General features: G+C 63.5%; 13 protein-coding genes. All 13 read right to left on the bottom strand.

Annotated elements, in window-relative coordinates; all coding sequences use genetic code 11:
• The 13 genes from rplP to fusA all read right to left on the bottom strand — a co-directional run bounded on the left by rplP (position 1) and on the right by fusA (position 13,525).
• Positions 1 to 417 (bottom strand): 50S ribosomal protein L16, encoded by a 417-nt coding sequence (gene rplP / locus M1D40_RS14115; protein WP_104052731.1) that lies wholly within the window; start codon positions 415 to 417, stop codon positions 1 to 3.
• On the bottom strand, positions 418 to 1,260 hold the full coding sequence (rpsC, locus tag M1D40_RS14120) for a 30S ribosomal protein S3 (RefSeq protein ID WP_341393392.1): 843 nt from the start codon (positions 1,258 to 1,260) through the stop codon (positions 418 to 420).
• A complete protein-coding gene (gene rplV, locus M1D40_RS14125; protein WP_341393391.1) occupies positions 1,261 to 1,626 on the bottom strand; it encodes a 50S ribosomal protein L22 in 366 nt (121 codons plus the stop codon).
• A 38-nt stretch (positions 1,627 to 1,664) separates the two neighbouring features.
• Positions 1,665 to 1,946 carry a 30S ribosomal protein S19 gene (gene rpsS / locus M1D40_RS14130; RefSeq protein ID WP_104052734.1) on the bottom strand — a complete coding sequence of 94 codons (282 nt, stop codon included), beginning with the start codon at positions 1,944 to 1,946 and terminating at the stop codon, positions 1,665 to 1,667.
• Between the two features lie 12 nt (positions 1,947 to 1,958).
• Positions 1,959 to 2,798 (bottom strand): 50S ribosomal protein L2, encoded by an 840-nt coding sequence (gene rplB / locus M1D40_RS14135; RefSeq protein ID WP_152219783.1) that lies wholly within the window; start codon positions 2,796 to 2,798, stop codon positions 1,959 to 1,961.
• A gap of 31 nt (positions 2,799 to 2,829) precedes the next feature.
• The gene (gene rplW / locus M1D40_RS14140; RefSeq protein WP_104052736.1) at positions 2,830 to 3,135 is read right to left on the bottom strand and encodes a 50S ribosomal protein L23; all 306 of its coding nucleotides are present in this window, start codon (positions 3,133 to 3,135) and stop codon (positions 2,830 to 2,832) included.
• Positions 3,132 to 3,746 carry a 50S ribosomal protein L4 gene (rplD, locus tag M1D40_RS14145; protein WP_210228061.1) on the bottom strand — a complete coding sequence of 205 codons (615 nt, stop codon included), beginning with the start codon at positions 3,744 to 3,746 and terminating at the stop codon, positions 3,132 to 3,134. Before rplD ends, rplW begins: the two co-directional genes overlap by 4 nt.
• Before the next feature lie 4 nt (positions 3,747 to 3,750).
• Complete coding sequence (gene rplC / locus M1D40_RS14150; protein WP_341393390.1) at positions 3,751 to 4,407, bottom strand: 50S ribosomal protein L3; 657 nt, start codon at positions 4,405 to 4,407, stop codon at positions 3,751 to 3,753.
• 17 nt (positions 4,408 to 4,424) lie between these two features.
• Positions 4,425 to 4,733, bottom strand: a complete 309-nt coding sequence (gene rpsJ, locus M1D40_RS14155) for a 30S ribosomal protein S10 (protein WP_003803825.1) — start codon at positions 4,731 to 4,733, stop codon at positions 4,425 to 4,427.
• Positions 4,734 to 5,236: 503 nt separating this feature from the next.
• The gene (locus M1D40_RS14160; protein ID WP_341393389.1) at positions 5,237 to 5,368 is read right to left on the bottom strand and encodes a hypothetical protein; all 132 of its coding nucleotides are present in this window, start codon (positions 5,366 to 5,368) and stop codon (positions 5,237 to 5,239) included.
• A gap of 32 nt (positions 5,369 to 5,400) precedes the next feature.
• Complete coding sequence (locus M1D40_RS14165; RefSeq protein ID WP_461169214.1) at positions 5,401 to 9,753, bottom strand: hypothetical protein; 4,353 nt, start codon at positions 9,751 to 9,753, stop codon at positions 5,401 to 5,403.
• A 241-nt stretch (positions 9,754 to 9,994) separates the two neighbouring features.
• A complete protein-coding gene (tuf, locus tag M1D40_RS14170) occupies positions 9,995 to 11,185 on the bottom strand; it encodes an elongation factor Tu (RefSeq protein ID WP_341393387.1) in 1,191 nt (396 codons plus the stop codon).
• Between the two features lie 225 nt (positions 11,186 to 11,410).
• Positions 11,411 to 13,525 (bottom strand): elongation factor G, encoded by a 2,115-nt coding sequence (gene fusA, locus M1D40_RS14175; RefSeq protein ID WP_341393386.1) that lies wholly within the window; start codon positions 13,523 to 13,525, stop codon positions 11,411 to 11,413.
• Positions 13,526 to 13,535 lie beyond the last annotated feature (10 nt).

Consider the following 13,535-nt stretch of genomic DNA (forward strand, 5'->3'; position numbering starts at 1 on the left):
CTATTCACCACCCTCGCGACGCACAATGCGTGCCTTCAACGGCAGCTTATGGATCGCCAGGCGCAGGGCCTCACGAGCTACCTCTTCATTAACACCGGAGATCTCAAAGAGAACACGGCCCGGCTTGACGTTTGCAACCCACCACTCCGGAGAACCCTTACCGGAACCCATGCGGGTTTCGGCCGGCTTCTTCGTCAGCGGACGGTCCGGGTAAATGTTGATCCAGACCTTTCCGCCGCGCTTGATGTGGCGCGTCATGGCAATACGAGCAGCCTCGATCTGGCGGTTGGTGACATACGCAGGCGTCAAAGCCTGGATGCCCCACTCGCCGAAGCTGACTGCAGTGCCGCCGGTTGCAGCGCCGGAACGACCCGGGTGGTGCTGCTTACGGAACTTGACTCGACGTGGGATAAGCATTTAAGCCTGTCCTCCTTCTGCTGCGGGGGCAGCTGCCTCAGCGGCCGGGGCCTCTGCAGCAGCAGGCGCGGCGGCTTTGTCGCCGCGCTCGGGACGACGACGGCGGTCGCCGCCACGGTCTCCGCGGTCGGCCGGGCCGCGGCCCGGACGGTCGCTGGAGCGTCCGCGGGACGGTGCAGCAGCCTGCTGTGCAGCCAGTTCCTTAGCGGTAACGTCGCCCTTGTAGATCCAAACCTTCACGCCGATGCGGCCGAAGGTGGTCTTGGCTTCGAAGAAGCCGTAGTCGATCTGCGCGCGGAGGGTGTGCAGGGGCACACGGCCTTCGCGGTAGAACTCCGAACGGCTCATTTCAGCGCCGCCCAGACGGCCGGAGCACTGGATACGGATACCCTTGGCGCCGGCACGCTGTGCGGACTGGATGGCCTTCTTCATTGCACGGCGGAAAGCCACGCGGGAAGAGAGCTGCTCAGCAACGCCCTGGGCAACAAGCTGGGCTTCCATCTCGGGGTTCTTGACCTCGAGGATGTTCAGCTGAACCTGCTTGCCCGTGAGCTTCTCCAGCTCGCCGCGGATGCGGTCTGCCTCGGCGCCGCGGCGGCCGATAACGATACCCGGACGTGCCGTGTGGATATCCACGCGGACACGGTCGCGGGTGCGCTCGATCTCAACCTTGGCGATGCCGGCGCGGTCCATACCGGTGGACATCAGCTGACGGATCTTGATGTCCTCGCGGACGAAGTCCTTGTAGCGCTGGCCCGGCTTGTTGCTGTCAGCAAACCAGTGCGACACATGGTCAGTGGTGATGCCGAGTCGGAACCCGTGCGGGTTAACCTTCTGTCCCACTTAGCGTTCCTCCTCGATTTTGGGGGTTGCGACAACCACAGTGACGTGGCTGGTCCGCTTGTTGATGCGGTACGCGCGGCCCTGTGCACGGGGCTGGAACCGCTTCATGGTGGGCCCTTCGTCAACGAATGCTTCGCTGATGAAGAGGTCACCCTCGTCGAAGGCCAGGCCGTCACGGTCCGCGAGGACACGTGCGTTGGCCAGGGCCGACTGAACTACCTTAAGTACCGGCTCCGATGCTGCCTGGGGGGCAAACTTCAGAATTGCCATTGCCTCATTCGCTTGCTTGCCACGAACAAGGTTGACGACGCGCCGGGCCTTCATAGGCGTTACGCGGATATGACGCGCAATTGCCTTGGCTTCCATTGCTTTCCTTCTCTCGTCTTCTGCCGAAAGAGCAGCGCCTAGCGGCGCTTGCCCTTGCGGTCGTCCTTCACATGGCCGCGGAATGTCCGCGTCAGGGCGAATTCGCCGAGCTTGTGCCCGACCATCGACTCCGTGACAAACACCGGAATGTGCTTACGTCCATCGTGTACGGCGATCGTGTGCCCGAGCATGTCGGGGATGATCATCGAACGACGGGACCACGTCTTGATGACGTTCTTGGTGCCCTTTTCGTTTTCGGCCGCTACCTTAAGGAACAGGTGCTGGTCGACGAAGGGGCCTTTCTTCAGGCTGCGTGGCATGTTTCCAGGCTCCTATCGCTTGTTCTTGCCGGAACGACGGCGACGCACAATGAGGTTGTCGCTCTCTTTATTGGGGCGGCGTGTGCGGCCTTCGCGCTTACCGTTCGGGTTGACCGGGTGGCGTCCACCGGAGGTCTTACCTTCACCACCACCGTGCGGGTGGTCGACCGGGTTCATGGCGACACCGCGGACGGTCGGGCGTACGCCCTTCCAGCGCATACGGCCGGCCTTACCCCAGTTGATGTTCGACTGCTCGGCGTTGCCGACCTCGCCGATGGTGGCGCGGCAGCGTGCGTCGACGTTGCGGATTTCGCCGGAAGGCAGACGCAGCTGGGCGAAGCGGCCTTCCTTGGCAACAAGCTGAACAGATGCACCGGCGGAGCGGGCCATCTTGGCACCGCCGCCCGGACGCAGCTCAACTGCGTGGATGGTGGTACCCACGGGGATGTTGCGCAGGGGCAGGTTGTTGCCGGGCTTAATGTCAGCGCCGGCTCCGGCCTCTACGTGGTCGCCCTGCTTGAGCTTGTTCGGGGCGATGATGTAACGCTTGGTGCCATCAACGTAGTGCAGCAGCGCAATGCGGGCGGTACGGTTCGGATCGTATTCGATCTCGGCAACGCGAGCGTCGACGCCGTCCTTGTCGTGGCGGCGGAAGTCGATCAGACGGTACTGACGCTTGTGCCCACCACCCTTGTGCCTGGTCGTGATCTTACCGGTGTTGTTACGTCCACCCTTTTTGGGCAGCGGGCGTACCAACGACTTTTCCGGCGTCGACCGCGTGATTTCGGTGAAGTCGGCTACGCTCGAGCCGCGACGGCCCGGTGTAGTCGGCTTGTATTTACGGATTCCCATTATTTATTTCCTCGTTAAAGTGGTCTCCGCCCTAGCTGAGCGGACCGCCGAAGATGTCGATTGTGCCGTCCTTCAGGGTGACAATGGCGCGCTTGGTGTTCTTGCGCTGTCCCCATCCGAACTTGGTCCGCTTGCGCTTACCGGCACGGTTGATGGTGTTGATCGAGTCGACCTTGACGGAGAAGATTTTCTCCACGGCCAGCTTGATCTCGGTCTTGTTGGAGCGGGGGTCGACCAGGAAGGTGTACTTACCTTCGTCGATCAGGCCGTAGCTCTTTTCCGAGACGACGGGTGCCAGCACCACGTCGCGAGGGTCCTTTGCGGTGGTCGCGCTCACTTGGCGTCCTCCTTGACAGTGTTCTTGCCGACGAACTCGTCGTAGGCAGCCTTGGTGAAGACCACGTCATCGGCAACAAGCACGTCGTAGGTGTTCAGCTGATCTACATAGATCACGTGAACATCAGTGAGGTTGCGCACGGAAAGTGCGGCAACATCATTGGCGCGCTCGATGACAACGAGCATGTTCTTGCGGTCGGAAAGTGAACGCAGCGTGTCGCGTGCGGCCTTGGTCGACGGCGTTTCGCCGGCTACCAGGGTTTCCAGCACGTGGATGCGGCCGTTGCGTGCCCGGTCGGAGAGTGCTCCGCGCAGTGCGGCGGCAATCATCTTCTTGGGGGTGCGCTGGCTGTAGTCGCGGGGTGTCGGTCCGTGGACGACGCCACCACCGGTCATGTGAGGAGCACGGATGGAACCCTGACGGGCGCGGCCGGTACCCTTCTGCTTGAACGGCTTGCGGCCTGCACCGGAGACCTCTGCGCGGGTCTTCGTCTTGTGCGTACCCTGGCGGGCAGCTGCAAGCTGAGCAACTACTACCTGGTGCAGAAGCGGAACGTTCGTCTGAACGTCGAAGAGCGCTGCGGGGAATTCAACAGTGGTTTCGTTAGCCATGAGACTAAGCTCCCTTCACGGCGGTGCGTACGAGGACGACCTGGCCGCGGGCGCCGGGGACGGCACCCTTGATCAGCAGCAGCGACTTCTCGGCGTCCACACCGTGAACCGTGAGGTTCATCGTGGTGTGGCGGACGGCGCCCATGCGGCCAGCCATCCGAACGCCCTTGAAGACGCGGCCCGGGGTGGATGCGCCACCGATGGAACCGGGCTTACGGTGGTTCTTGTGTGCACCGTGGGAGGCACCGACGCCGTGGAAGCCGTGACGCTTCATGACACCGGCAAAGCCCTTGCCCTTGGAGGTTCCGGTGATGTCGACCTTCTGGCCGGCTTCGAAAATCTCAACGGAGAGTTCCTGGCCCAGCTCGTAAGTGTCGGCATCTGCGGTGCGCAGTTCAACAACGTGGCGGCGAGGCGTGACGCCTGCCTTTTCAAAGTGGCCGGCCAGCGGCTTGGTCACCTTGCGCGGGTCGATCTGGCCGTAGCCGATCTGAACGGCGGTGTAGCCGTCCTTCTCCGCGTTGCGCAGCTGCGTAACAACGTTTGAGTCAGCCTGAACGACGGTGACGGGGATGAGCTTGTTGTTCTCGTCCCAGACCTGGGTCATGCCCAGCTTGGTGCCCAGAAGGCCCTTGACCTGGCGTGTAAGTGAAGTAGACATAAGTATCCGCTCCCCCCCTACAGCTTGATTTCGATGTTCACGTCTGCAGGCAGGTCGAGACGCATCAGCGAGTCAACGGCCTTAGGCGTGGGGTCAATGATGTCGATGAGACGCTTGTGCGTGCGCATTTCAAAGTGCTCGCGGCTGTCCTTGTACTTGTGCGGCGAACGGATAACGCAGTACACGTTCTTTTCCGTGGGCAGCGGCACGGGGCCTACTACCGTTGCGCCTGCACGCGTGACCGTCTCAACGATCTTCCGTGCTGATACGTCGATGACCTCGTGGTCATACGACTTCAGCCGGATGCGGATTTTTTGTCCCGCCATGGCGTCGTGCCTCTTTCTTCGAGTATTGCTCTCTGTACAGTTTTTGTACCTAGCTGCCTTTACGGCCTGGCACTCCTCCAACAGACTGAATCCGGATAAATCCGGGTTCCTCACCCTGTCGAGGCTCCGACCCCCGCGCTCGGGCGTGTCGCGGATTCTTTGTCTGCGATACCCGGGCAAGATTGGGGGCGGGTTATATATGGGCTTTTACCCTGAAGGATCCGACCCTGCGTCAGGCATTATCCTGACCGGGACGACATCTCACCATGCACTGGCTGCCGGCCGAAACCGACCGAACGAGCACATGCGGGCACTAAAGCGCTTGAACAACTTCTCTAGTCTGCCAGAATTGCGGCTATTGCGCCAATCCGGCTGTTTCTTCTCCGACTGCTTCTTCTTCGGCCGCTTCTCGCAAAGCACCGTTCACCGGCAAGTCAACGTCTCCCAGTCTAGCGCAGTGGCCAACCCCGGGAAAACCGGCATCGGCGGCGTGCAGCCGGCTGCTAGGACCGGCCGTCCCGGTTAGCCCGCCGGATCCGTTTGGCACGGTCGATCTCGCGCCGAAAACTGCGCCTGCCCCACGCGACGCCGCCGGCCACGGCCGCCGCGACGCCGAGAATAATCACTAATTCCATTTGTCGATGATAGACCAGCCCGCCGCCGCCCCCTAGCTTCCGGTCTGGTCGGCGGCCTCAGCCCGTACGCGGGTGAGGCGCCAGACTGCCAGCGCGATCAACGCCGCCGCGAGCAGTGCCAGGAGCAGGAACGTATAGCCGCGCAGGTACCAGAGCACGGCCAGCGCCACGTCTGCTGCGCCCCACACGGTGAACAGACGCCTGTTGGTCAGGACGCCGAATCCCAAAAGCCCGGCATGGGCCAGAAGCGCCCACACCTGCTCGGTGGTATCTGCACTGAGAATACTGCTGATCCCCGTGCAGGAGAGCAGCCCTGCCGAGACCGCCAGGACAGCGGTGCCCCGCTGCGCGCGGCCCCGGCGGTACTCGTAGGCGGCAAGGGCGGCCAGGACCACCACCCAGTACTGCACGAACCAGAACCAGCCGGCGCCGTCGACGGCGTACCAGATGACCCGCTGCACCGAGAGCGCAGCCACCAGCGCTGCGGCTTCGCCGGCAGCTTCCCGCCGCGCCCGGGGAAACTCCCGGACCGCGGCTGCCAGGGCAGCGACGAGGATCACGGATCCGTACACGGCCGAAATATGGTCGTACGGCATCGCTGAGATGCCGGCTCCGGCAGCAATGACGGCGGCTCCCGAACTGAGGATGCCCCGGCGGAGCACCGTGTCTGCGGTCTGCGGCAGGACCGACAGGACATAGCCGGCTGCATAGAGAAGCAGGGCAGCCGCGAATCCGGTCCCCAGCCGGGCGGCTGCGTCGTGCGGCGCAGCGCTCAGGACATCCCGCACGAGCCAGGACTGGATGATGAAGGCTGCAACCGGCACCAGAGCCACCGCCGCTGCGGTCAGCCACGGAAGCCGCCGGGTGAAGGAAACGGTAAGGACGCCCGCGGCAGCCAGCAGCACGCTTATCCCCGTGAGCAGCCTGTTCCCGTCCAGCTCGGCCAGGATCAGGGCCAGGAGGCAGTACAGCGCCCCGCCGGCGAGCAGCGGATTGCGGACAGCGGTTCGGATGGCGCTGCGGCTTTCCGCAGCCAGGGCCGCCGCCCCAAAAACCAGTAAGAGAACACCGGCAGCGGCAAGGCTCATGGGCGCCGGCTCTTCAGACCTGTTGCCAAGAGTCCCGGAGGCGCCAAACCCGAACACGCGTGTCAGGGCCAGCGGCAGCATGCCGAGGGCATATACGGCGGGGTACAGGATCCCGGCGTTCCGGTCCGCCACGCTGACCGTCACGGACATGCCCAGCAGCAGGGACAGGGAAATCACGACCACGGAGCGCCGCGCATCGCCCTCCGCGGCAGCGGCGTACGCCAGGGGCAGCAGCGTCAGCACCCCGGCGCTCCCCCAGAGTGCGGTCTTTCCCAGCTGCCGCAGCCCCGTTCCGGTATGCAGGCCCTGCAGCAGCGTCCGCACCACCTGCTGCCCTGCGACGGAAACCGCCACGGCGATACAGGTCCCGTGGATGGTCAGGTCCAGATCTGCCGCCACCAGGGCCGCCAACACTGTCAGCAGGACCTGCCCCGCCAGCAAGTAGCTGCCCCGCATGCCGGCCCGCGCACCGCGAACCACCATGAACGCGCAGTATCCGAGTGCTGCCGCTGCGAGCACTTCATAGCCGCGGACGCCGAGCACACCGGCGCCGATAACGCCCGCAGCCGCAAAACCCGCCGGAGCGGCCCACTGCAGCCAGGACCCCTCCGAGATGCGCCGCAGCGCCAGCGTCGTCAGCACGTTCGTTCCCAGCGCAGCGAACAACACCCCTACGGTAAAAACGGTCGCCGGAGCCTCAGACAGCCGCAGCCAGACCGTCAGCACCGCTGCCAGCGCTGCGGCCGCAGCCACTGATCCGTCAGGGGACGGAACAGGTTTGCCGGCCGCCCTTCGTGCGGTCACCGACAGCTGGATGAACAGTGCACTGCCGGCTGCTATGACCAGGAGCAGCGGCTGCATCCAGGGAAGCTGACCGGCCGCCAGCACCTCATAGGCCAGCGGCAGGAGCACCAGCACTCCGGCACTTCCCCACTGGGCCGCAGGTACCAGCTGGCCCACGCCCGCACCGGCGAACCTGTCCTGCAGGAGTATGCGCAGCAGTTGCTGCACGGCAACGCACAGCGCCACGGCAATGAACATTTCATGCACCGTGAAGTCCAGGTCCGCCGCCGCCAGCGCCGTCAGAACCGTCAGCAGCACCTGCCCGGCCAGCAAATAGCCGCCCCGCCGGTCCGCCCGTGCCAGGCGCACCGACATCAGCCCGCAGTAAACAAGCGCGGCAGCAGTGAGGACTTCGTATCCGCGCAGGTCCAGCAGCCCGGCGCCCGCGGCCGCAGCCGCGGCAAAGCCGGCCGGGCCCATCCATTCCAGCCACGGCCGTTCTTCGAAGACCCGGCGCAGCACCAGGGAGGTCACCACGTTTACCGACAGCGCGGAGAACAAAACAACCAAGGTCACGGTCATTCCCGGCTGTTCCGTAAACCGCAGTCCCGGCGTCAGCATCGCCGCCAAGACGGCCGCGACAGCAACCACAGCGCCTTCCCTGCGGGCCGATGCATCCGTCCCGGCTGCGCTCCGGCGGGCTAGGACGTACACGGAAATGAGCTGGTTCAGCAGCACGGCGGCAGCGGCCGTGAACAACGACCAGGCCCAGGTTTCACGGGCGCCTGCTCCTGCGGTCTCCAGGACTGCCAGCGACACCACGGGGGCCAGCACGACCGCTGTGCCCCTCACCCACAGCAGGAAATTCTGCTTCGCCGGTCCGGAGCTGCGCGCCGCACCAATGCCGTAATACCCGGCCAGGAGCGCACCCAGGATTACCGCCGGCCACAGCGTGCCCGTCTCTCCATTGAGCCGGGCCAGGAGGCCGAGCATGGCCGCACCGGCCGGTACGGCGTTGGGGATGGCTTCGATTTTCGAGGCTCCGGCCATGCAGGTCAGCAGCACGGCCGCGGCAGTGGCGGTGAACAGGACCTGGCTTGTGCTCCCTCCAACCAGGATTCCCGCCGCTGATTGGGCCGCAGCCAGCCCGGCCAGTATCTGAAGGACGATCACGATCACATAGTCGGAGATAAAAAACGGTGTGCCGCCCAGCGCCGAGTACCTGCCGCGCAGGACCAGTAGTCCGGCGGCCTGCACGAGCAGCAGTACCGAGGAGGCCAGGACCGCTGCTGCGGAATCGTCCGTCACCATGTAGGCAAGAACGGTTAGGCCGACAGTGGCCGCAGCCCGAAAACCGTAGCTGCTGTACAGCCGCTCCCTGCCGCGGGCCTGCAGGAAGAGGACGGCGTAGTAGCCGGAGAAGGCCAGGAACAGAAAGGAGAACTGCCAGCCGCCCAGTTCCACTGCTGTCAGCAGGGCCACCCCTGCCGCGGCAGGGACCAGGAAGCGGTGGGACTGGATAAAGGCGTCCAGATAGATGTTTCGCAGCCACGCGGGGCGGCGCATGGCCGCCAGTGAAACGGCCGTGGCCAGGAGCACTGTAAACAGGAAATACCACATGATGCCGGACCGCATGGAGGCGCCGGAGGCAAGCGCCGTGGAGAGCAGGAACGTCATGGACAGGTACGCGACCACCCGGCTGTCCAGCCGGGCCGCAGCGTAGGCATAGGCTGCCGTGCCCACAACGGAGGTCACCAGCCACGCCGAGGGCGCATCGCGCAGCACGAGGTTATGCAGGGCCAGCCCGACCACCGGGATGAGGGCCAGCCCGGTCCCGGTGAAGGCGACCGCAGCGGGACGCAGCCGCCGGCTCCGGGCGTGGACCACCAGTCCCCCGGTGTAGAACAGGCCGGCCACCAGGGTGACGCCGGCAAACCTGGCGCCCTCCGGTATCGCCAGGCCAATGAAAAGCGATGCGGCGGCGACGAGCAGCAGGCACGCGGCATACAGCGTGATGTTAATGTTCCGCAGGTCCCGGCGCCGTTTGCGGGCTTCCTCTTCAGCCGCACGCCTGGCCAGCTCCTCGGCGGACGGCGGCTGGACCGGTGCAGGTCCGGCAGGCTGGAGATCCGGGGCGCCCTGCCCGGCGCTCTCCTTGAATGCTCTCTCCGGCACCGCAGGTCCTGACAGTGCGGGGGTCGACGGCGGCGGGGACGACGGCGGCGGAACGGCCGGTGCCTGCGGTGGAAGTCCAAATGCGGAGGAAGGACCAAACGCGGACGGCGGGCTGAAGGCGGCGGGAACGTTTACCCGCTCCCCGGAACGGGCTGAAGCGGCAGCACTGCTGTAGCCGGCCCGAAACCCGTCGTCGTACGCCCGGGAGACGGCGTCGGCAGCTGCCTCAGGCTGGGCTGCAGCGGATCGCCGCGACGCAGCAATGCTGCTGCAGAACCAGCCGACGCTGAAACCGCTGCCCGCCAAAATGAGCACCACCACCAGTATCAACGTGCCCATAGCGTGAGAACCCCCCGGTTATACGACTGCAGCCTGCACCACATCCTAGGGGCGGCGAAAGTGTTTTCCGGGCTCCGGCTCACCCTGTGGACAACCACGGGGAAACCACCGGCCCGGCGTTCCGCAGGAGCGGGCCGAAAAAGCAAGAAGTCCCCGCTGCCAGTGGCAGCGGGGACTTCTTTTCAGTTCGTGACCGGCCGCAGGGACCGGCAACTCACCGAAGATTCAGCAAGTAAGGAAATTACTTGATGATCTTGGTGACACGGCCTGAACCAACGGTGCGGCCGCCTTCGCGGATAGCGAAGCCGAGGCCTTCTTCCATGGCGATCGGCTGGATGAGCTCAACGGTCATCTCAGTGTTGTCGCCGGGCATAACCATTTCCGTGCCCTCGGGCAGGGTGATAACGCCGGTTACGTCCGTGGTACGGAAGTAGAACTGCGGGCGGTAGTTCGAGTAGAACGGGTTGTGGCGTCCGCCTTCATCCTTGGACAGGATGTAGACGTTGGCTTCGAAATCGGTGTGCGGGGTGATGGAACCCGGCTTCACGATAACCTGGCCGCGCTCTACGTCTTCGCGCTTGATGCCGCGGAGCAGGAGACCACAGTTCTCGCCTGCCCATGCTTCGTCAAGCTGCTTGTGGAACATCTCGATACCGGTAACCGTGGTCTTCTGGACCGGACGGATGCCGACGATCTCGACCTCGGAGTTGATGGCGAGGGTACCGCGCTCGGCGCGGCCCGTAACAACGGTTCCACGACCGGTGATCGTGAAGACGTCCTCGATCGGCATCAGGAACGGCTTGTCCTTGTCGCGGATCGGGTCCGGCACGTTGTTGTCAACGGCTTCCATGAGCTCTTCGACGGAAGCAACCCACTTGGGGTCGCCTTCCAGAGCCTTGAGGCCGGAGACGCGCACGACGGGAGCGTTGTCGCCGTCGAATTCCTGGGAGCTCAGCAGTTCGCGAACTTCCATTTCAACGAGGTCCAGAAGTTCCTCATCGTCAACCATGTCGGACTTGTTCAGTGCGACCAGCAGGTAGGGAACGCCAACCTGGCGGGCCAGCAGAACGTGCTCGCGGGTCTGTGCCATCGGGCCGTCGGTAGCGGCAACCACGAGGATTGCGCCGTCCATCTGAGCTGCACCGGTGATCATGTTCTTGATGTAGTCAGCGTGACCGGGGGCGTCTACGTGTGCGTAGTGGCGCTTCTCGGTCTGGTACTCGATGTGCGAGATGTTGATGGTGATACCGCGCTGGCGCTCTTCAGGTGCAGAGTCGATAGCAGCGAAATCGCGCTTTTCATTCAGATCAGGGTACTTGTCAGCAAGTACCTTCGAAATGGCAGCGGTCAACGTCGTCTTTCCATGGTCAACGTGACCAATGGTGCCGATGTTGACGTGCGGCTTAGTCCGCTCGAACTTTGCCTTCGCCACGGGTTCCTCCTAGAAAGGTTGAAGACTCAATCTTCAACAGCGCTTCTCGCTGCTGAAACTGATGTAAGTCTACTGGGGGCTGTTTATTTGATGAAATTGCCGTATTTCCGCAGCAGCCTGGCGAGGCCGCTCAGTTTGGCTATGCAGCGGGCTTCCGGCCGGGGCCTTGGCCCGCTGCACACGGTGCGGTGTTCCGAAGTTTCCCCCGGAACACCGACCAGGGTTTTATTCGCCGCGCGTCTTCTGGATGATCTCGTCGGCAACTGCCTTCGGGACCTCCGCGTAGCTGTTGAACGACATGGAGTACACAGCACGGCCCTGCGTCTTGGAACGCAGGTCGCCGATGTAACCGAACATGCCGGACAGCGGTACGTGAGCACGGATGACCTTTACGCCTGCGGCGTCTTCCATGGACTGCATCTGGCCGCGGCGGGAGTTGATGTCACCAATTACTTCACCCATGTATTCCTCAGGGGTGCGGACTTCAACATCCATCAGCGGTTCGAGCAGGACAGGGTTCGCCAGGCGTGCGGCTTCCTTGAAAGCCTGCCGTCCGGCGATCTTGAACGCCATTTCCGAGGAGTCGACGTCGTGGTATGCACCGTCAAGCAGGATTGCCTTGATGCCCACCACGGGGTAGCCGGCGAGCACACCGTCAGTAAGCGCGCTCTGGATGCCCTGGTCAACGCTGGGGATGTATTCACGGGGAATACGGCCACCGGTGACCTTATTGTCGAACTCGTAGAAGGTTCCTTCGGAAGTGTCCAGCGGCTCGAGAGCAATCTGGACCTTTGCGAACTGGCCGGAACCACCGGTCTGCTTCTTGTGCGTGTAGTCATGCTTGGCCACAGCGCGCTTGATGGTTTCGCGGTAGGCAACCTGGGGCTTGCCCACGTTAGCCTCGACGCGGAATTCGCGGCGCATGCGGTCAACCAGGATGTCCAGGTGCAGCTCGCCCATACCGGCGATGATGGTCTGGCCTGTGTCCTCGTCGAGGGAGACCTGGAAGGTCGGATCCTCTTCGGAGAGCTTCTGGATGGCCGTGGAGAGCTTCTCCTGGTCACCCTTGGTCTTCGGCTCGATGGCCACGGAAATCACGGGCTCCGGGAAGCTCATGGATTCCAGCACGATCGGGTTCTGAAGGTCGCACAGGGTGTCCCCGGTGGTGGTGTCCTTCAGGCCGATGGCCGCGTAAATGTGGCCCGTCGTGATCTCGTCAACCGGGTTTTCCTTGTTGGCGTGCATCTGGAAGAGCTTTCCGATGCGCTCCTTCTTCTGCTTGGTCGCATTCATGACCTGGGCGCCGGAAGCAGCGTGACCGGAGTACACGCGGATGTAGGTCAAACGGCCGAAGAACGGGTGCGTAACAACCTTGAACGCCAGTGCGGAGAACGGAGCGTTGGCATCAGCGGCGCGCTCGAGAATGATCTCTTCGTCGCGGATGTCGTGGCCCTTGATGTTCGGCACGTCAAGCGGGTTCGGCAGGTAGGCGACGACGGCGTCAAGCATCGGCTGTACGCCGCGGTTCTTGAACGCAGAGCCGCACAGCACCGGGTAGACCAGCGAGTTGATGGTCAGGTGGCGGATGCCGGCCTTGATTTCCTCGGTGGTGAATTCTTCACCTTCGAGGTACTTGTTCATCAGCTCGTCGCTGGCCTCGGCAACAGCCTCGATCAGCGCGGCGCGGTACTCTTCAGCCTTTTCCTGAAGATCGGCCGGGATGGGCTCGATCTCGTACTTGGCGCCCATGGTGACATCACCCTTGGAGTCGCCGCGCCAGGTCAGGGCACGCATTTCGACGAGGTCGACAACGCCCTCAAAGTCGCTCTCGGCACCGATGGGCAGCTGGATAACCAGCGGCTTGGCACCAAGGCGGTTGATGATGGTGTCTACGGTGAAGTAGAAGTCAGCGCCGAGCTTGTCCATCTTGTTGACGAAGCAGATGCGCGGAACGTTGTACTTGTCGGCCTGGCGCCAAACAGTCTCAGACTGCGGCTCCACGCCTTCCTTGCCGTCGAAGACAGCGACGGCGCCGTCGAGCACGCGCAGGGACCGCTCAACCTCGACAGTGAAGTCAACGTGACCCGGAGTGTCGATGATGTTGATCTGGTTGTTGTCCCAGTAGCACGTGGTTGCTGCGGAGGTAATGGTGATACCCCGCTCCTGCTCCTGTGCCATCCAGTCCATGGTGGACGCACCGTCGTGGGTCTCGCCAATCTTGTGGTTCACACCGGTGTAGAACAGGATGCGTTCGGTGGTGGTGGTCTTGCCGGCATCAATGTGGGCCATGATGCCGATGTTGCGGACCTTGTTCAGGTCGGTAAGCACGTCAAGTGCCACGGTTTCTCCC

It is taken from the genome of Arthrobacter sp. Z1-15, from assembly GCF_054792395.1.